The 19,385-nt window shown below is 60.9% G+C and carries 16 protein-coding genes; 10 read left to right on the top strand and 6 right to left on the bottom strand.

Annotated features, from left to right (window positions below; genetic code table 11):
* Positions 1-3 precede the first annotated feature (3 nt).
* A complete protein-coding gene (gene pth / locus CACC_RS04215) occupies positions 4-651 on the top strand; it encodes an aminoacyl-tRNA hydrolase (RefSeq protein WP_005279977.1) in 648 nt (215 codons plus the stop codon).
* Here the strand turns inward: pth and CACC_RS04210 are convergent.
* Positions 648-1,340 (bottom strand): potassium channel family protein, encoded by a 693-nt coding sequence (locus CACC_RS04210; RefSeq protein WP_005279976.1) that lies wholly within the window; start codon positions 1,338-1,340, stop codon positions 648-650. The two genes, pth and CACC_RS04210, sit on opposite strands and share 4 nt — an antisense overlap.
* A complete protein-coding gene (locus CACC_RS04205) occupies positions 1,333-2,685 on the bottom strand; it encodes a TrkH family potassium uptake protein (protein ID WP_005279975.1) in 1,353 nt (450 codons plus the stop codon). The genes CACC_RS04210 and CACC_RS04205 overlap by 8 nt, the downstream gene beginning before the upstream one ends.
* 117 nt (positions 2,686-2,802) lie before the next feature.
* On the opposite strand from CACC_RS04205, the gene CACC_RS04200 reads away from it, so the two are divergent.
* Positions 2,803-3,639 carry an SDR family NAD(P)-dependent oxidoreductase gene (locus tag CACC_RS04200; protein ID WP_005279973.1) on the top strand — a complete coding sequence of 279 codons (837 nt, stop codon included), beginning with the start codon at positions 2,803-2,805 and terminating at the stop codon, positions 3,637-3,639.
* A 24-nt stretch (positions 3,640-3,663) separates the two neighbouring features.
* Positions 3,664-5,298 carry a peptide chain release factor 3 gene (locus CACC_RS04195; protein ID WP_005279971.1) on the top strand — a complete coding sequence of 545 codons (1,635 nt, stop codon included), beginning with the start codon at positions 3,664-3,666 and terminating at the stop codon, positions 5,296-5,298.
* A 19-nt stretch (positions 5,299-5,317) separates the two neighbouring features.
* Here the strand turns inward: CACC_RS04195 and CACC_RS04190 are convergent, their stop codons facing one another.
* Together CACC_RS04190 and CACC_RS04185 are read right to left on the bottom strand one after the other, a co-directional pair.
* Positions 5,318-6,880, bottom strand: a complete 1,563-nt coding sequence (locus tag CACC_RS04190) for an aspartate-alanine antiporter-like transporter (protein WP_005279970.1) — start codon at positions 6,878-6,880, stop codon at positions 5,318-5,320.
* Positions 6,881-7,033: 153 nt separating this feature from the next.
* The gene (locus CACC_RS04185; protein WP_005279969.1) at positions 7,034-7,903 is read right to left on the bottom strand and encodes a patatin-like phospholipase family protein; all 870 of its coding nucleotides are present in this window, start codon (positions 7,901-7,903) and stop codon (positions 7,034-7,036) included.
* 74 nt (positions 7,904-7,977) lie between these two features.
* Between CACC_RS04185 and CACC_RS04180 the strand changes: the two genes are divergently transcribed.
* Both CACC_RS04180 and CACC_RS04175 read left to right on the top strand, forming a co-directional pair.
* A complete protein-coding gene (locus tag CACC_RS04180; protein WP_035108604.1) occupies positions 7,978-8,382 on the top strand; it encodes a hypothetical protein in 405 nt (134 codons plus the stop codon).
* Entirely contained in the window at positions 8,382-8,921 is a 540-nt protein-coding gene (locus tag CACC_RS04175; RefSeq protein WP_005279967.1) for a gamma carbonic anhydrase family protein, read from the top strand. The genes CACC_RS04180 and CACC_RS04175 overlap by 1 nt, the downstream gene beginning before the upstream one ends.
* 7 nt (positions 8,922-8,928) lie before the next feature.
* Here CACC_RS04175 and CACC_RS04170 read toward each other — a convergent pair whose 3' ends face one another.
* Positions 8,929-9,582, bottom strand: a complete 654-nt coding sequence (locus CACC_RS04170; RefSeq protein ID WP_005279966.1) for a hypothetical protein — start codon at positions 9,580-9,582, stop codon at positions 8,929-8,931.
* 184 nt (positions 9,583-9,766) lie between these two features.
* Between CACC_RS04170 and CACC_RS04165 the strand changes: the two genes are divergently transcribed.
* Genes CACC_RS04165 through CACC_RS04155 form a run of 3 tightly spaced genes read left to right on the top strand, consistent with a single transcriptional unit; the run spans position 9,767 to position 13,944 of the window.
* A complete protein-coding gene (locus CACC_RS04165) occupies positions 9,767-12,145 on the top strand; it encodes an MMPL family transporter (protein ID WP_005279965.1) in 2,379 nt (792 codons plus the stop codon).
* Entirely contained in the window at positions 12,138-12,737 is a 600-nt protein-coding gene (locus CACC_RS04160; protein WP_005279964.1) for a TetR/AcrR family transcriptional regulator, read from the top strand. Before CACC_RS04165 ends, CACC_RS04160 begins: the two co-directional genes overlap by 8 nt.
* Before the next feature lie 25 nt (positions 12,738-12,762).
* Positions 12,763-13,944 carry a DUF6882 domain-containing protein gene (locus tag CACC_RS04155; RefSeq protein WP_005279962.1) on the top strand — a complete coding sequence of 394 codons (1,182 nt, stop codon included), beginning with the start codon at positions 12,763-12,765 and terminating at the stop codon, positions 13,942-13,944.
* Here CACC_RS04155 and CACC_RS04150 read toward each other — a convergent pair.
* Positions 13,934-14,968, bottom strand: a complete 1,035-nt coding sequence (locus CACC_RS04150) for a 3-hydroxyisobutyryl-CoA hydrolase (RefSeq protein WP_005279960.1) — start codon at positions 14,966-14,968, stop codon at positions 13,934-13,936. The genes CACC_RS04155 and CACC_RS04150 overlap by 11 nt on opposite strands.
* A gap of 68 nt (positions 14,969-15,036) precedes the next feature.
* Here CACC_RS04150 and CACC_RS04145 point away from each other — a divergent pair, with 68 nt between their 5' ends.
* Positions 15,037-15,834: a Cof-type HAD-IIB family hydrolase gene (locus CACC_RS04145; RefSeq protein ID WP_005279958.1), complete on the top strand. Its 798-nt coding sequence runs from the start codon at positions 15,037-15,039 to the stop codon at positions 15,832-15,834.
* Positions 15,835-15,973: 139 nt separating this feature from the next.
* Positions 15,974-19,132 carry an acyltransferase family protein gene (locus CACC_RS04140; protein ID WP_005279957.1) on the top strand — a complete coding sequence of 1,053 codons (3,159 nt, stop codon included), beginning with the start codon at positions 15,974-15,976 and terminating at the stop codon, positions 19,130-19,132.
* Positions 19,133-19,385: the final 253 nt, after the last annotated feature.

Here is a 19,385-nt window from a genome sequence, read left to right as displayed (position 1 = left end):
TTCGTGGCAGCTTTGACAGATTTTATTGCCCGGATTTTCTGCGGTCCCTCGCCAGTGCAGCAGGGGCTGGATCCGGCCGAGTTGGAGGCAGACTGGCTCATCATTGGCCTGGGAAATCCCGGCGCGAAGTACGCCGCCACGCGCCATAACGTGGGATATATGGCCGTGGACGATGTGCTTGCCCAAGGCGGCGACGTGCTCGAGCCGGTGCGCGGGATGGACCTCGAGGTAGCCCCGCTGCGCTGGGGCGATACCCGCGTACTGGCGGTGCGCACGATAACGTTTATGAATCTCTCTGGCGATCCGATTGCCCCGCTGGCGCGGGCTTTGGGTGTTGCGGCAGACCACATCATCGTCATTCACGATGAGCTAGACCTGCCTGCCAATAAGATTCGGCTAAAGCAAGGTGGCAATGAAAATGGGCACAACGGGCTGAAATCGCTCACGCACAACCTGGGCACGCGGGACTACCTGCGCGTACGCATTGGCATTGCGCGCCCGCCCAAGGGCTCGTCGATTCCGAATTATGTCTTAGCGCCTGTCGATGCCGGCCCCGGCTTCGATACCGCCATCGCCACCGCCGCCGAAGCCGCCCAACTCATCGCAACGCAAGGGCTCGTACAAGCCCAAAACCGCATTCACTCGCGCTAGGACTGGGAAAATTTCTCCAGCGCCTGCGGGCTGCCGGCGGCGACGATGAAGTCGGTGGGGGCGAGCTGGGTGGCATCGGCAAGCGGGGCCCAAGCACCCTCCGCCTGGCAGACCGAGACCAATTGCACGTGGTGGGTGCGCCAAACCTCGCCCAAATCGAGCGGGCGGCCCGTGACCGAGGAGGGCGCGGCCATCTGCGTCACGCCGTAGTACGGAGCGATCTCAGCAAAATCGCGGAAGCGCCCGCCCAAGAGGTAGGCCACGCGGCGGCCGGTATCGCGCTCCGGGCGGATGACGTGGTGGGCGCCAATCTGGCGCAGGATGCGCTCGTGGGCCTCCGAATTGGCCTTGGCCCAAATATCCTTGACGCCCAGCTCCACCAGGTTAGACACGGTGAGGATGGATGCCTCTAGGTGCGAGCCGATGCCCACGATGACCCGCTCCACCTCGTCGATGCCTAGTTGGCGGAGCGCCGCCGGATCGGTGGTATCCGCGGAAATGGCCTCGGTTAAGTGCGGTGCTCGTTCGCGCACGATCTTTTCATCGGAATCGATTCCAAGGACCTCTACCCCATGGCCCATTAGTTCGCTTGCCAGGGAGCAACCAAACCGCCCCAAGCCAATGACGACGACCGGGGCGATGTCGAGGGTGGCGCGGGAGTGGCCCAACGCCTTAAAAATGCTAGCCAATGAAGGGCCTTTCTTCGGGGTAGCTGTAGCGGCGGCTTAAATTCTTTGCTGCCAACGCTGCTACCAGGGTGGTTGGGCCAACGCGGCCCAGGTACATGATGAAGCACAGCACGATTTGTGAGGGCGCGGACAAACTGGCGGTAATCCCGGTGGATAGGCCCACGGTGGCAAAGGCGGACATGACCTCGAAGGAAACCTGATCGCCGCTAAATTGCGGGTCGAAAAAGCGCAGCGCCGCCACGCCGAGGGTCACCACCAGCACGCCGGCAAAGCTCAATGCTAGCGCCTGCCGGGTAACACTGTGGGGAAGGCTGCGGTGGTAGATGGAGGTCTTTTCCTTGCCCAAAAACTCCGCCGCCATGGCGGCCAATAGCACGCACGCGGTGGTGACCTTGATGCCGCCAGCAGTACCGGCCGAGCCGCCGCCGATAAACATCAAGGTATCGGTGCCCATGAGCGTTACCGGGTGAACCTCACCGTAGTCGAAGGTATTAAACCCGGCCGTGCGCGGAGAAACGCTGGCAAAGAACGAGTTGAGGAGCTTCTCGCCCCACGACATCGGCGCCAGCACGCCATTCCACTCCGTCAAGGCAAAAAATATCGTGCCTGCCGCAATGAGCACGCCGGTGGCCGCCAGCGTCATCCGCGCAGTAATTGAGATGCGACGCGTCGCCTCCGAACCGCGCCGCACGTGGCGTACCAATTCCGCCCAGACCGGAAAACCCAGCCCACCACCGATGACCGCTCCGGCCAGCGGCAAAAGGATCCAGGCATCGCCGACAAAGGGCACGAGGTTATCGCTATTGGTGCTAAACCCAGCGTTATTAAAGGCCGAAATGGCGTGGAAGATGCCCTCCCATAACGCCCGTGGGAAGGAATGCCCGTAGCCCACCATAAGCCGCGCGGTGACCGCCGTGGCGATAATGCTTTCTACCACCGCGGTAAAGGCGAAGGTGAAAATCAGGGTGCGGCGAATGCCACCGGCGAGGATGGGCCGGTTTTCATAGGCGCCGGTCTTGCGGGCCTTAAAACTAATCCGGCCGGTCAAGAGCAGGCCGGATAACGAGGCCAGCGACATAATGCCCAAACCGCCCAGTTGTATAAGGGCCAAGATGACCACTTGCCCCGCTGGGCTCCAAAAGCTACCGGTATCGACCACAACCAGCCCGGTCAATGAGACCGCGGAGGTCGCGGTGAAAAGGGCGGATAAAAACGAGGCGCGGGAATCTCCGGCCTCGGCGAACGGCAGCAATAACAATACCGTTCCTATCAGGATGAGCAGTAGAAACCCGGTGGCGGTTAGCCGCGCTGGTCCCCACTGCCGCAGAAAAAGCAGGCGCTTCACAAGCCGGAAGTATAGACCTGTCCAGACCCAAGCGGAACTGCACGGCGGGATGCCGCGGATAAATATCACGGAAGGATATCGCGGACGGATGTCACGGCCGTGGCTAGAATCAGGCCCATGACTTCGCCGTACTCAGCAGCTAGGACAATCGTGATTACCGGGGCTTCGTCAGGCATTGGTGCCGCGGCCGCCCGGCAGATTCACCGCACCCGCCCGCAGGATAACCTCGTCATCATTGGCCGCAATCCGGACAAGACTAAGGCCGTTGCGCAAGAGGTAGGCGGGCAGTATTTCCTCGCCGATTTCGAGTCACTGGCTCAGGTCCGCCAGCTGGCCGATGACCTGCAGCAGCTAGAGCGCATCGATGCCTTGGGCAATAATGCCGGCGGTATTTTCGATGGACCCACCATGACCGCCGATGGATTCGAGTGCACGTGGCAGGTCAACGTGGTCGCGCCGTTCCTGTTGACGTCCCTGCTACAAGACAAGCTGCGCGAGAGTAACGCCACCGTGGTCAACACGGCGTCGTTGGCCAATATGGTGATGTCGAATTTCGATCCGGCAGATCCCAATACGCTGGAGCATTTCAGCCCAGAGCGCGCCTACGGCAATGCCAAGCTGGCGGATATCTTGCTCGCCCGCTTTATCGATGCCCACGGCATCAACGCGGTGTCCTTTCACCCGGGCGTTTTAGCTACCGAGTTTGGCAAGTCCTCCACGGGGCTTACGGGCAAGTTGTACTCCGGGGTCATCGGCAAGGCCTTTGGCACCGCAGAGGCCGGCGGCGAGAACTTGGCCTACTTCCTTACCGGCACCGAGGGCATCCATTTCCAGTCCGGGGAGTATTACAATAATAGGCGCACGCTGGGCGTGCAGCGCCCGATTGCGAAGAATACCTCCGTGGCCCACCGCGTCTTTGAGGATCTGGGCCGCCGCCTCAATGTGGAGTGGTAGCGCTCAAGCATTAGACTATGGCGCATGAGTTCTGTCGCTTTTGAGGCCTCGCGCCGCCGCACGTTCGCCGTTATCGCCCACCCGGATGCCGGTAAGTCCACGCTGACGGAGGCGCTGGCGCTGCATGCGCACGTGATTAATGAGGCCGGCGCGGTCCACGGCAAGGGCAACCGCAAGTCCACCGTGTCTGACTGGATGGATATGGAGAAAAACCGCGGTATCTCCGTGGCTTCGTCTGCGCTGCAGTTTGAATACGCCCCGGAGGGACACGAGGGCGAGCCTTATATGATCAACCTGGTCGATACCCCAGGTCACGCGGACTTTTCGGAGGATACCTACCGCGTGCTCACCGCGGTAGATGCCGCAGTGATGCTTATCGATGCCGCCAAGGGCCTCGAGCCGCAGACCCTCAAGCTCTTCCGCGTCTGTAAGGCACGCGGGCTGCCCATCGTCACGGTGATCAACAAGTGGGACCGCGTGGGCCGCGAGCCACTCGAGCTCGTCGATGAGATCGTGAACGAAATCCAGCTGCAGCCCACCCCGCTGTACTGGCCGGTGGGCATCGCGGGCGATTTCCGCGGCCTGGCCCACATCAATGATGACGGCGAGGCCGATAATTACATCCACTTCATCCGCACCGCCGGCGGTTCCACCATCGCACCGGAAGAGCACTACGATCCCGCGGCCGCAGAAGAAAAGGAAGAGGATGTGTGGGAGACCGCGGTAGAGGAAGCCGAGCTCCTTGCCGCCGATGGCGCCCTGCACGATCAAGAGCTCTTTGAGCAGTGCGTGACCTCCCCGCTCATCTTCGCCTCGGCCATGCTGAACTTCGGCGTCCACCAGATCCTGGATACCTTGTGCGCCATCGCCCCAGCCCCGCACTCCCGCGAATCCGATCCCAAGGCCGTGGAGGCGGCCACCAGCGCCATCGATGAGGTGCGCGAGGTAGCCGATGACTTTTCCGGCGTCGTTTTCAAGGTGCAGGCGGGCATGGACCAAAAGCACCGCGATAACCTGGCGTTTATGCGCGTGGTTTCCGGCGAATTCGAGCGCGGCATGCAGGTCAACCACGCCCAATCCGGGCGCAGCTTTTCCACCAAGTATGCACTGACGGTCTTTGGCCGCACCCGCGATACCGTGGATACCGCGTACCCGGGCGATATCGTGGGCCTCGTCAACGCGGGCGCGCTGGCACCGGGCGACACCATCTACTCCGGCAAAAAGGTCCAGTTCAAGCCCATGCCCCAATTCGCCCCGGAGGCCTTCCGCATCCTGCGGGCGAAGTCGCTGGGCAAGTATAAGGCCTTCCGCAAGGGCTTGGAGCAGCTCTCGGCCGAGGGCGTGGTGCAGATCCTGCGCAACGATGCGCGCGGCGATGCCTCCCCGGTCATGGCTGCGGTCGGCCCCATGCAGTTCGAGGTCATGCAGGCCCGCATGGAATTCGAGTACAACGTCGAAACCGTCACCGAGCCCATCCCCTACTCCGTGGCGCGTCGCACCGATGCCGAATCTGCACCGGAACTCGGCCGCCAGCGCGGCGTAGAGATCTTCACTCGCCAAGATGGCGAGCTCATTGCCCTCTTTGGCGATAAGTGGAAGCTCGCCTTCATTGAAAAGGAACACCCAGAGCTCACCATGGAGACCTTGGTCGCGGATTAATCGAGCGGCTGCCCCCCCGTCAGAGCAGCATGACCGGGATGACCACGATCTTCATGAACTGCGCCACCACAATGGTGGAGGTATAGCCGGTAAGGATGCGCGAATCCGAGCTGGCGCCCGTGGCGTAATTGACCACCGCGGGCTGGCCAAAAAGCCCGGAAATGCCGCCTGAGGTGCGGGTTTCGGATTGCCCCATAAACCGACTGGCCGCCGCGAAAATCCCGATGATGATAACGGCGATGATCGCGGCCAGCACCATGGATTTCAGGCCCATCCAGGAAAAGGCGGTGGAGACAAAGGCCTCTCCGGAGGACAGGCCCACCGAGGCCAAGAAGATGGCAAGGCCCCACTGCTGGAATGCCGTATTGATCGGGGAGGGAATCTGCCACGGAATGCGGCTGGTGCGGTGCAAGGCACCGAGGACCAGTCCGGTGATCAGTGGGCCCAGCGCGAACCCGAGCTCGAAGGACGCGCCACCGGGCAGCGGAACCACGATAAGCGAAATAAGGTAGCCGATGGTCAGCCCACCGCCGAGTGCTACCCAGTTAAGCTGCGAGTATGCGGTCACGGAATCGCCAAAGTAATCGCGAACATCACCCAGGCGGTCATGCTTGACCACGATTTCTAGGTCATCACCAGATTCCAAGTGGGTTTCATTGGTGGCAAGGAATTCCTCATCGCCGCGGCGCACCCGCACAATCCGCGCGCCGTAGCGCGAAAAGAGGTTGAGCTCCTTGACCTTGCGGCCCTCGATATCCTCATTGGAAATGGCCACGGTCTCATTGACCAGACGCTTATCCACAAACGGGGTTTGGGGCTGGCGCTTTCCCAGGGCATCGGTAAGCTCCTTGGCCTTTGCCTTGGTCACCAACACGCGCAAGACATCACCGCGGTGCAGCTCCGGGTTATCGCCCGGCACGTCGATGTCACGGCCGCGGCGGATGGTGGCGATGATGAAATGATCCGCGAATTTCTCGCGCAGCTCAGCATAGGAAATATCGCGGGTGACCTTAATCGTTCGCGAGCGGAAAATCTTTTCCGCCGAGTGGTCTTGGTCCTTCTGCGCTGGCCAGCTATGCCGCAGGACGAATGCCACAAGGAGGATGGCCACGGCCACGCCGACCGGATAGGCCAAGGAGTATCCCACGGCGGGCAGCTCCTCGCCGGATTGCTGCTGGGCCACGGCAAGCGACGCCGTGGACGTCGTTGCACCGGAGAATACGCCGGTCACCGCCAGCGGCGATAACCCCATGAGGCTGCCGATGCCCAGCGCCGCGGCCGCCGCGGCTATTACCGCCACAGTGGCGAGCAGCATGTGTTTTAGCTGGGTGGAAAAGCCCTTGAAGAAGGCCTCGCCGGCAGACAGGCCTTGCATATAGATAAAGAGTCCCAAGCCCAGCTCCTGCAAGGAACTGAGGATATTGTCATCTAGCTCAATAAAGGATCCGAAGGCTAAGGCGACAAAAAGGGTACCCGCCGCGCCGAAGCGCAGCGGGCCAAAGGGAATCATGCCAAATAGCGTGCCGAGCACGATCATGAAGAAAATGCTCAGCCAAATATTGCCATCAAAAATCGCTAACACGCTGTGCAATCTTAGGAGCTTGGCGCGATTTAGCTAGCTGAAAATGCTTGGCACCGTGCACCGAATACCACCATTAGTGCAGCGCACGCGATTATCCCTCCTGCTGCCACAAAGAATCAGGAGGGCGATCTCACACCACCATGCAGAGGTGAGCTAGTCCAGCAGGAATTCCTTCCACTTTGGCCACTCGGCGTGGGTTTGTGCCTTGCCAGCCTGGTAATTCGCGCGCAGCTTATCCACGTTGCGCTCGGTGGAGGCCACCTGCATATCTTCTGGGAAAAACAGCTGCGCCTTGCCCTGGCGCTCTAGCTCGAGGAGACGGTCCTTGGCCGCGTTATAGATGGGTGGGCGACCAATGAGGGCATCGGCAATAGCGGGGTATTTACGGAAGATGCGGCGGGTAATCGCCGGGCGCGCCACCTCGGGGCGGACGTACCCGCGCGGCTTGGAGCCGATGAACAGGAATTTCTCATAGCCGGCCTCTTCCGCCCGTTCGATGGTTATGCCGCCGGACGAGCCCAGGGCACCGTCCACATAGGGCGAGCCATCGATGATGCGAATCGGCATGAGTAGCGGCAGCGTGGACGAGGCGCGCACCCGCACATACAGATCTTCCGGTTCTGTCACATCATCGCGGGTCCAATACACGGATTCGCCGGTATCGGCCCGCGCGGCGGCAAGCACCATATCCGCTGGGTGCTGGCGGTAGGCATCCCAGTCAAAGGGCATATCCTTATCCGCGGAGCGCTCATAAATATATTCCGCATTGAAATAGCCATTGCCGCGCACCAGCGAGCCCACGCCACCGAAGCTGGGGTTATTGACAAAATCCGTGAAGGATTCTTCCGCGCGCTTGGCATCGTGCGAGAGGTAATTGACCGTGTGGGAGGCGCCAGCAGAGACACCGCCTACCCATCCAAAGGTGACGTTTTCTTGGATGAGTTTGACTATGCAGGCGGCGGTATAGGAATTGCGCATTCCGCCGCCTTCGATCACTAGGGCGGTGTTGCTGGCATCAATCATGGTCTCCCATAGTACGCGCGGCGATGTTACGGCGGTCAACCCGCTACCTGACTGCGCGGCTAGACTTGAACGCTATGGGATTATTGGATGCTCTTGCCAAGCTCACCGGGAATGGGGCGCCGCAGTTGGCGCGGCCCGATTCCGCGGCGACCACCATGCAGGTGGACCGGCTGGATATTAGGACCGCCGGCCAGCTCATCATCATTATCACCGGCCAGCAGGGCGCCCGGGCCCTTGCTGAGCGCGCCGCCTCGCGCGAGTCCGCAACCCTCATCTCCCCCACCACCACGGCGCATTTCCCCGCCGTAAAGAAGGATGTGCTGCCGGTCAAAGATCCCAAGCACGGCTGGATTATCCCCATCACGCCCTCACTGGCGAGCGCGCTTTCCCAGGCAGAGCTTGCGGGTACTCCGCTTGCCGATGCCCCCACTTCCAGCGAGTACGAGCTATCCCCCAGCCTCGCGGTGGTGGTGGAATAATGCCTATCTACCCCTTCCAAGGAAAACGCCCGCGCATCCACCGCAGCGCGTGGATCGCGCCGAATGCCACCATCATTGGTGATGTGGAAATCGGCCCGGATTCTTCCGTCTTTTATGGATGCGTGCTGCGCGGCGATGTTGGCCCCATCCGCATTGGCCGCCGGTGCAATATTCAGGACAATAGCGTTATCCACGTGGAACGGGAGGCACCGTGCATCCTTGAAGACGATGTCACGGTAGGCCACATGGCCATGCTCCACGGCACCCACGTGGGTGCCGGCAGCCTAGTGGGCATGTCCGCTACCCTGCTATCTCGCTCCACCATCGGGCCCGGTTCGCTCATCGCCGCCGGCGCGCTGGTGCGCGAGGGCGCGGAAATCCCGGCGCGCTCTTTGGCCGCCGGCGTCCCAGCCACCGTGCGCCGCGAGCTTTTCGCCGAGCAGTCCGCGGCGTTTATCCCACACGCCGCGCGTTATGTGGACCTTGCTCAGCAGCAGTCTGCCGCTGAGCTCGCACTTGATGATGTCTACTTTGACTAGCGCATCCCTATAGGTTCACGACACCCATGATGATGAGGAAGACGGCGACGATATAGCCGCCGATGAGCGTGACCCGCGTGCTGTTTTCGCGCGCCGCCGCAAAGACTCGCCCCGCAGCTGAGTCTGGGTGGGCGCGCACCACGGCGATGAAAAGCCCGCAGATCACCGGCAGGGACAGCGCCAGGGTGGCGTACCACAAGAGGCCGCCGTATTGGGCGGCGAGCGATAGATCCTGGGTGGCCAAGAACATGAGGCCGAAATAAAACGGCACGGAGGTCAGCGATTGGACCACGCCCATCACGAAGCCGATCAGCACGGTGGTGATGGAAGGCGTGCGCAGCGGCTGCAGCATGCGCCCGATCAAGGCATTGGGTTTGCCTTGGGAGTGCCAGGCGCCAAAGGCCAGTGCGATGCCGACGATAATGAGGATGCCGCCGGCAATCGGTGACTCCAAGATGGCCGCGATCTGTTCGCGCACGCCCAAAAGGACGAACATCACCACGGCCGCAGCGGCGAGAACGCCCAGCCAGTCGCCCAGGATGACCAGGCCTGCGATCCAGCGGTACTTCCCGCGCGGGAGCATGATGCCGATGGCTACAAGGATGCCAATGAGCAAGGCATTGACCGAATCCAAGAGGGCGAAACTTACCGCGTGAATCATGCGCGATAGTCTACCTATCCTTCCCGCCGCCCTGTGCTTTCTGGCCGCGCGTGGGTTATAGGTCACATTAAAGAGCTACTATGCCCACCTGCACCTTATTTTGCACCACATGTGCAGGATTGCATAGACTATGCACGATTTTAGAAGCAGCGCCCACCTCTCTCACTCATAAAGGAGCTCGCCCATGTCCAAATTCCTCTACCGGCTGGGAAGCTGGTCCTACCGCACGGTATGGCCCTTCCTCGCCTTCTGGCTCATCGTCTTAGTGGCGATGGTTGGCCTCACCGCCGGCTTTGCCAAAACCCCGAACCCCAACTTCGCCATGCCGGAGATGGACTCCACCACCACTCAAGAAGAGATGATGGAGCACTTCGATCAAGATACCGATGCCATGAGCGCCCCGGAGGGCACCGTGGTCATCCAAGCCCCTGCGGGCAAGGAGCTAAGCGATGACGCTGTTGCCGGGGGCATCGACAAGCTGCTCCAAGACCTCAAAGACACCGGTGCGCTAAAGAATGAGGATGAGTTGGTCAGCCCGGTCCTCGCCGCCGCCGGCATGGAAAAGCAGATGGGCGAGCAGATGCGGGCACAGGGCATGCCCGAAGAGCAGGTTGCGAAGAACCTGCAGCAACTGTCTCCGCTCAGCGAGGACAAGACCACCGGCTCCGTCACCATCGCCTTCGATGCCGCTGATGTCATGGACATCAATGATGACGATATGGCTGCGGTCACGGATGTCCTGCACCAGCACGACGGCGAAGGCCTTTCCGTTAAGTACCAGGGCAATGCCTTCGCGATGGCCGATGCCGGCATGAATGGCAGCGCCGAACTCATCGGCATGGTGGTCGCCGCCATCGTGCTGCTGGTGACCTTCGGCTCCTTCGTAGCTGCCGGCATGCCGCTGATTTCCGCCGTCATCGGCGTGGGCATTGGCATCCTCGGCGTGCAGCTGGCCACCATCTTTACCGATACCGTCTCCGATATGACCCCGACGCTGGCCTCCATGATCGGCCTGGCCGTGGGCATCGACTACGCCCTCTTCATTGTCAACCGCTTCCGCAATGAGCTCATCACCTCCTCGGGCTTAAATAACCTGACGCCAAAGGAACTGGCTAAGCAACTGAAGAAGATGGATAAGGGCACCCGCGCCCACGCCATGGGCATGGCGCTGGGCACCGCCGGCGGCTCCGTTGTCTTTGCCGGTACCACCGTGGTCATCGCGCTGGCGGCCCTGACCATTATCGGCATTCCGTTCCTGTCCACCATGGCTATCGCCGCCGCCGGAACCGTGGTCATCGCCGTGCTTGTGGCCAATACCTTTATCCCCGCCGTGCTGGGCCTGCTGGGCACCAAGATCTTCGCCGGGCGCGTGCCCGGCCCCAAGGTTCCAGACCCCGAGGACGAGAAGCCCACCATGGGTCTGCGCTGGGTCCGCCGCGTGCGCGCCCACCCGTGGCTGCACCTGGGCGTGGGCGTTATCATGCTGGCCATCCTGGCCATCCCGTTTGCGAATATGCGCCTGGCCATGCCTACCGATGGCTCCGCTCAACCCGGCACCCCGCAGCGCGAGGCCTACGAGATGTCTGAAGAGGCCTTTGGCCCCGGCCGCAATGCCCCGATGATCGCCTTTGTGAATGTGGAAGACGTCTCCGAGCAAGACCGCATGCCGGCCTTCCAGGATCTGCTCCACAAGTTCAATGACACCGAGGGCGTGGATAACGCCCAGATCGTGCAAACCACGGACAACGGCGATGCCGCCCAGATCATGATCACGCCGACGACAGGTGCGACCGATGAGGAAACCACCGAGACCTTGGAGCGCCTGCGCGAGTATCAGGGCGAATTTTCTAAGACCGGCGGTTCCTACGGCATTACCGGCATCACCCCGATCTTCGACGATATTTCTGAGCGGCTCAATAGCGTGCTTGTTCCCTATGTGGCCATCGTCTTGGGCCTTGCCTTCATCGTGTTGATGCTGGTCTTCCGCTCCATCTGGGTCCCGCTCATCGCCGCCGCAGGCTACGGGCTGTCCGTGGCCGCCACCTTCGGTATTACCGTCTGCATCTGGCAAGAGGGCATGTTCGGCCTCGTCAACGACCCGCAGCCGCTGCTATCCTTCCTGCCCATCATGCTCATCGGCCTGACCTTTGGCCTGGCCATGGACTATCAGGTCTTCTTGGTCACCCGCATGCGCGAGGGCTACGTCAGCGGCAAGACCGCTGCCAACGCGACCTCGAATGGCTTTAAGCACGGCGCGCGCGTGGTCACGGCAGCAGCACTCATCATGATTTCGGTCTTCGCAGCCTTCATCTTGATGGACGAGCCATTCATCAAGACCATGGGCTTTGTCCTGGCTATGGGCGTGCTTATCGATGCCTTCGTTATCCGCATGATGGTCATCCCCGCCACCATGTTCCTTCTAGGAGACAAGGCGTGGTGGTTGCCCAAGTGGTTGAATAAGATCGTGCCTAATATGGATATCGAGGGCGAAGCCCTGCACAAGGAGCGCGAGGCGCTTCTGCACTTTCAGCACGACAAGGTAGGAAAGGTTCATCGTGACTAGTTTGCGCGAATCCAAGAAGCGAGCAACGCGCCAGGCCATGTCTGATGCCGCGGCCCGCCTCGCCTTGGACGGCGGCGCTGAGGCGGTCACGGTCTCAGGTATCACCAGCGCCGTCGGGGTCTCCCCGCGCACATTCCACAATTATTTTTCTTCGGTGGCGGATTCCCTCTTGCACTACACCGCGGATGTCCTCGAGGCATTCGCGGCGGATATTCCCACCGCCTTTCCCGGCGAGCCCATCTCTTCGGTCTTGGAATTAACGCTCATTGATGCCCTCGACAACGAATACATGGAGCTGCGCTCGCTGCACAGCCTGTTCAAAATCGGTGAGGCGATGGAAAACCTCAGCCACACCGCCGAGGAAAAGAAGAAATTCGATAGCGTCACCCACAGGATCATCGCTGCTTTTCAAGAGCGCTACCCCGAATATTCGACCTTCGAGCTCACCGTCATCTTGAACGCGTGCGGCAGCACCGGCAATGCCTGCCAGCAAGAGCTGAAAAGGCGCTGCGAAGGCGGCAAGCCCCCTAGCAAGCAGGAACGCGACGAGTTGGTGCACCACGCCTTTGCCACCCTGCGCGGCCTTGCCTGAGGTTTCAGTATCCTCGTAAGCAATTATGGATACTTCAAATTCACTTGCCCAGGCCACCCGCGATGCCTGCTTTATTCAGGCGGGCCTTGACGCCGCCTTCCGGGCCCGCTTGGGCGATACCACCGATGTGGAATTTAATTTCCTCACCCCCTCAACGGATGCCGAGGGCCACCTCACCCGCAATCAGCCCGTGGAAATCCGCTGCAGCTCGTCCTCCAGCGTCAAAGACTTCCGGGGCACACGCATCGCCGTCATCGATCGCGCCGGCTCGCCGGCCTGGCGGTGGGCGATGCAGGCGGAGGCTGACCTGCCGCAGGGCGGGGATGATCCGGCGAAGTTTATCCCCCTCGCCCGCCTCCTGGCCGGCAATGCCCCGGTGCTGCGGGCACGGCAAGGCGATCATGAGGCGATCATCGCCGTGGATTTCCATCCGCGCCTCGACTTTCCCACCAGCATTGCAGCAGGCATTCGCCGCAGCGCGCCGGACATTGATGAGCAGCGCGCGGTGCACGAACTCGCCCACCACTTGGGCATTACGCTCGCAGAGACTGGCGCGGGCTCCCCTGCGGAGTCTGCCGAGCATTATTCCGATGGAACGACGCTGCATTTTTCTAGAGCACTGGGTGCGCCGCAGATCACGGCAATCGAGCCGGGCATGAAGGATACCCGCATTATCGAGGATGCTTTCTATTACGGCATGGAGCACCAGCTGTATTTCCAGGGCAATTTCCCGGAGGCCACGGTGCACCTCAACGCGGACGCGGCCACGGCGGAGATTCGCTACTCTGGCGGCAAGGCCGAGGCCACGGCGGTACTCATCGCCACCATTTCGGAGGAACGATTCCTGTGGGCGTGGGCCGATCCCGCGGTCAAGGACACCGCAGCCGCGCAGGCTGCCGCGAACCTGTACCGCTTCGGCATCGATCACCGGGTACCGGCGCTGATCCGGCCCGCGCTGCCACTGGACTACGCGCGCGCCCGGCAGGTACCGCAGCTAGCCCTGCCCATCCTGGGCATGTGGACGCTGGTGGGCGCCACGCTTGCCGATGGCCGCGTCGGCCTCGTCCTCCTCGATTCCGAAGCGCTGCATTTGCCCCAGCCCACGTCCGCGGCCACGGAAGCAACGCTGGCGGCTACCCCACCCCGAGAGATCAATGAGGCGCAGGCTCGATCGGCCTACGCCTCCTTTCGCGGGATTAACCTTTAGCTAATACGCCGCGGATGGCGTCTACATCCACCTCCGCGACGCTTGCGGGGTTAAAGGCCGCGTCATTGGATTTATCTACCAATACCGCGCGCACGCCATCGGAAAAGTCATCGCGGCGATACATATAAGCGCCCAGTTTCTTTTCCAGCTCGAGGGCATCGCGAATGCTCGAGCACTGCGCCTCTGCCCGGTAGAGCTCCAGCGCGGCCACGATGGAGGTCGGGCAGGCCTGCGCGGTGAGCTTATCCACCAGCTCCTTCAGCTCCGGGTATTCCTTAGCGGCCGCGGTGATGTCCTGCCAGGAATCGTGGCAGAAGCTGGCCTCGATCCCCTCGATGAGCTCTGCAAGCGGGGCCTCATCTTCTGGCTGCACGGAGTGCTGTTCCAGCGCGGCATCAATGCCCTTATCAATGACGTCGCTGGCAAACGCATCGCCGTCTTTTACGTAGTCAGTGGCCAGCCCGCTCCACACGAGGTCTGCGGCGTACATGCGGTAGCCGGTAATACCCCAGAACTTTGCGAGCTCTGGCGAGGCCTTACCGCGCGTGCCCACCGCGTTTTGGGAGGCATAGGCCATGCCCACATCCGTGACATAGCCAATATTCATCTCCGGCATGGAGGCGAAGGTCTTGTCCGTGACCACGCAGTGCGAGCCGTGCGCGGAGACACCAAGGCCGCCACCCATAGCGATGCCATCCACCAGCGCGATGACCGGCTTAGGGTATTCCGCAATATCCCCGTTGAGGGTGTACTCCGAGGCGAAGAAGTCATCGACCTCGTCGTACTTGCCGTCGACGATGCCATCGCGAGCCATACGGACATCGCCACCCGCGCAATAGGCCTTAGGATTGGTAGAGGTCAAAAGGACCTGCTCTACCTCGTCATCACCCCGCCACTTATCCAAGGCAGCGGCGATGAGATCGATCATTTCTGGGCTGAGAGAGTTGAGAGCCTTTGGGCGGTTGAGCTCAATGACTCCGGTATGGTTGCGGATTGAGGACACGATAGGTGCATCATTAGTCATATCCTCTATTGTGACACACAACTCATGCACCTAGCTACCGTTTGCGACTTCACAGATAGGTCTTAATTTTGCTTCCACAGCTTATCGCCCTAGACATGGACGGCACCCTGCTCGATGGAAACGGCGACTTGCCGCCAGGATTCGCGGCGACCAGCCAGCGCGCAACCGAGCTCGGCGTCACCCTCGTTCCGGCATCTGGGCGCCAGCTCGCCACCCTGCAACAGATGTTTCCTCATGAGGAGACCTTTATTGCAGAAAATGGCTCCGTGGTCGTGCACAATAACGAGCTGCTGAGCACCACTCCCCTGCCGTCATCGGCCGTCCGCGCTGCGGTAGCGGCGCTCGACGCGGTGTCCCAACCCCACACCGTGGTGCTGTGTACGCCAGCTACGGCGTTTGTGGAAAGGGGCATCGACAGCCAAGCCTCCGCCGAGATCTCCAAATACTATAAATCCATCAGCTGGGTAGATGATCTCCATGATCTGCTCGATGAGGAGATCATCAAAATCGCCGCCTTCTGCGCCGATGGCAGCGAAAGGCACCTCCACGAACCGCTGCGTGAGGCCGTGCCTGAGCACAATATCGCGGTATCTGGGGCGGTGTGGCTCGATGTCATGGCGGCCGGGGTAAATAAGGGCGTGGCGCTAGAAACCATGGCGTCGCTGCTGGATATCTCCCAATCTCGCACCGCGGCTTTTGGAGACTTCCTCAACGATTTCGAACTCCTCCAAGCCGCCGGAACCGCCATTGCCATGGACAATGCGCATCCTAAGCTCAAGGCGATTGCCGATACCATCGCCCCGCCCAATACCGAGTATGGGGTGCTGACAGTGCTGAATCAGCTTTTTGACAGCCAACAGGATTAGACTCTCTTCTTTCACCATCTATCCGCCAAAACATTGCCAATTTCCCGCGCCACGCCGTGCTCTCTACTTTGGGTAATGGCGCTTCTCGCGGTCTAAAATTGGCCGACTAGTACATTTTCGTAGTGCAATGGGAGTTCACGTGAATCGTTTTCTGCGCTCGCTGCTGGGGAAGAAAGATTCCGAGCGTAATGAGGCCACGCCGCCCACGACGCGGCAATCAGATGGGCCTACAGGTGATTCCTCCACTGGGGCTTCCACGCCTAATTCCGGTATCCCTACCGGGCCGGATCCACATGCCCGCAATAATCACGAGGCGCGCACGGAACACCAGCCGCCCACCTCGAATGCACAGGATGGCACTAAATCCTCGCACGCACAGCCCACGGATCCCACCCGTGGGTTCGCTCGTCAATCTCGCCAGGTAGGTAACCCCACGCCTCAAGACAAAAAGCCTTCCCGAAACCAGGGTGCACAGACCCCCAAATCCGCTACGGCCAAAGGCTCTGCCCAAGACAAGCAGAATAATTCTGCCCAGAAGAAAACCGGAGCAAAGCCACACCAGCAGGTAAAGCCTGCCACGCCCAAGAATCCACAGAAACCGCAGCAACCAGCCGCCGAAACGAAGGAATTTCCCGCAAGCCCCTCCGGCACTTCCCGCGCGTCCGGGACCTCTGGCACCTCTCGAACTTCCACATCCGCCGGTTCCAAGAATTCTTCCCGCTCCAATAACTCCGCTGGCACTCCTCGGCCTTCCGACGCCAATCGGTCCACCGGCACCGGCACCGGCACCGCGAAGCCTTCCGACGATGCGAAGAACTCCGCGCAGGGAACCACGGAATTTCCCGCCCAGCAGTCGTGGCCTGCCCAAAGGCCAGAGCAGCGCAAGCCTGAACAGCGCAAAACTGAGCAAAGCAAAGCCGAGCCGCGCAAGCCGGAGCAGCGTAAGCCAGGGCAGCGCACATCTGGGCAGCAACAGCCTGTTCAGCGCGAGCAGGAGCAGCGCGAGCAGGAGCAGCGCCAGCAGGAGCAGCGCCCGCCAGAACAGCGTAAGTCTGCACCGCACCAACCGGAGCAGCAGGCATCCGGATCCGGGCGTCCGCAAGCAGAGCAGCGCAAGCCTGCGCACAAGCCTGCCTCTGCGCAAGAGCAAGAATCAGGGATTCCTGCTGGAGAAAAGGCCGCCGCAATGGGGGCTTCTCAACCACAGCGCATTCCTGCCGAACAGACTGCACGGGAGCACCAGCCCGCGGCCGTTCAGGCTGGCAAGCAGTCTTCTCCGCACGACACACAAGACGCCAATAAATCGAAATATCCCTTGCAGAACCAGCAGAACGACTCCGAAGTACTCGCAGTCCCGCCAGAGGATAAGAACGTGCGCAAGAAGCGGCACGCACGGCTGCGCCAAGTCAAGGGCCTTGACGGCCTGCGCGGCCTCGCCGTTATTGCCGTGGTCTTATACCACTTCTTCGGCGATGCCCTACCCGGCGGTTACCTGGGCGTGGACATGTTCTTCGTCCTCTCCGGCTTCCTTATTACCTCGCTCCTCGTGCGCGAGTACCGCACGTCCGGAACGATTAGCCTGAAGGACTTTTGGGTGCGCCGCTTTAGGCGCATCTTGCCCGCCGCCGTCGCCGTACTCGTTTTCTGTACCGCAATCGTCGCGTGGATTGGCGGCGATTTGGCCGTTGGCCTGCGCCAGCAATTCTTCGGCACCCTGTTCTTTGTCAATAACTGGACGCAGATTGCTACTTCGCAGTCCTATTTTGCCGATAACGAAGTACAGGTCTTTGCCCACTACTGGTCGCTCGCGGTTGAAGAGCAGTTCTACCTCATCTGGCCGCTGCTCATCCTGGTTATCTTCCGCGCCTCGTCGCGCCAGCCGCGCCGCCTTCCGGCCGTGGTCGCCAGCGTGCTGGGCTTGGCCTCCTTTGCGGCCATGTGGTTCATCTTCACTCCAGGCGAAGACCCCACCCGCGTCTACTACGGCACGGATACCCACGCATTCGGCTTGTTGACCGGCGCGGTCCTCTCCTTGTTGATGACCTCTACGAAGTCCGATCCCCACGCGGATTCCTGGGCCGCCTCCGGCAAGGTAGAAACCCGCGCCGCCGGCATCATCGGCTTCTTGGCGCTTATCGGCTATGTCGCGCAGCTATTTCTCATGCCTGACGATGCCGAATTTACCTACCGCGGCGGCCTTTTCCTCACCAGCATCCTTGGTGCCCTCATGGTGTGGGGCGTCATCCACGAGTACGGCCCGATGACGCCGCTGTTTAGGACGAAGGTCATGCGCTGGTTCGGTCAGCGTTCCTTCTCGCTGTACCTGTGGCACTGGCCGGTCATCATGATCTTGGAGGCGCTATTCCACGGCAATCAGAATTCTGAGAACACCTGGATTCTGGGCATTGTCGCCGTCCCCATCTCCTTGATCCTTTCGGAGATTTCTTATCAGTTCATCGAGAACCCATTCCGCCGCGGCGGGTACAAGAAGACATGGAAGAACTACTGGGCTGCGCGCCCAAGCTTCAGCGAGCTCAAGGATGGCTTTGGCAAGGCCATGTGGCCAGTGGTCCCGTTCTTGGTTGTCGCTTCTTTGATTGGTGTTGTCTACGGCGTGGTCAATTCCAGCGATAAGACCGAATTGGAGCAGCAGCTCGACCAGCTCCAGCAGCAAAACCAGAATAATAATCCTGTCCCGCCAGAGGCGGCCGCACCCTCCACGCCGCCTGCCGAAGATAAGGAAGACGACGCAAAGAAAGAGGACGATACTAAGACCCGTCCGATGCCACAGGGCACGAATATCACCGCAATCGGCGACTCGGTAATGCTGGCGGCCAGCGATGCCTTAAGCCAACGCTTCCCCGGCATTTATATCGATGCCGAAGAATCCCGCCACTACGCGTCAGGTATCCAAATCCTCCAACAGATGAAGAACGCCGGCACGCTGCGCGATACCGTCTTCTTGGGCTTTGGTACCAACGGCGCCGCCCAGCCGAACCAAATCAGCCAGGCCATGGATATCATCGGCGAGGATCACACCGTGGTCATGGTGGTTCCCTATGGCGACCGCGAGTGGATGGCGCAGTCCCAGAAGGACGTCATTGACGCCGCCAAGGAGTACGACAACGCCTATATCGCGGACTGGTGTGGCTATGCCAAAAACAATCCGGAGATGCTCTACTCCGATGGCGTGCACCCGCTTCCCGAAGGCGCCAGCGGCTACTCCGATGCCTTCTATAACGCCCTGAAGCAGTACTCCAAATACGACAAGAGCGTCTCTTCGCAATGCCAGGCTTAGTGAAGTCCACGAGGGCAGACAGCTAACCCCAACTCGGCTAGCCTGCTGCCCCGGCTCCTCACCTCGGCCCCGGCGCCAAACCCGGCCTCAGCTCCAGCGCGCCCTTCACGCTCACGGGGTCCGTTCTCACGAGCGGGTACCCCGCTCCCTGTGAGCGCGAAGGGCGGGTTCGCAAAGCACGGGCCTGTAGATCCCGGCTCGAAGTAGTCGCAAAAATAAAGACCGCACTCATGGTTCACATGAGTGCGGTCTT

The sequence above is a fragment of the Corynebacterium accolens genome, from assembly GCF_023520795.1.
Lineage (GTDB): Bacteria > Actinomycetota > Actinomycetes > Mycobacteriales > Mycobacteriaceae > Corynebacterium > Corynebacterium accolens.
The sequence above is the reverse complement of the archived record's forward strand: the minus strand, read 5'-3'. Positions and strand labels throughout refer to the sequence as shown.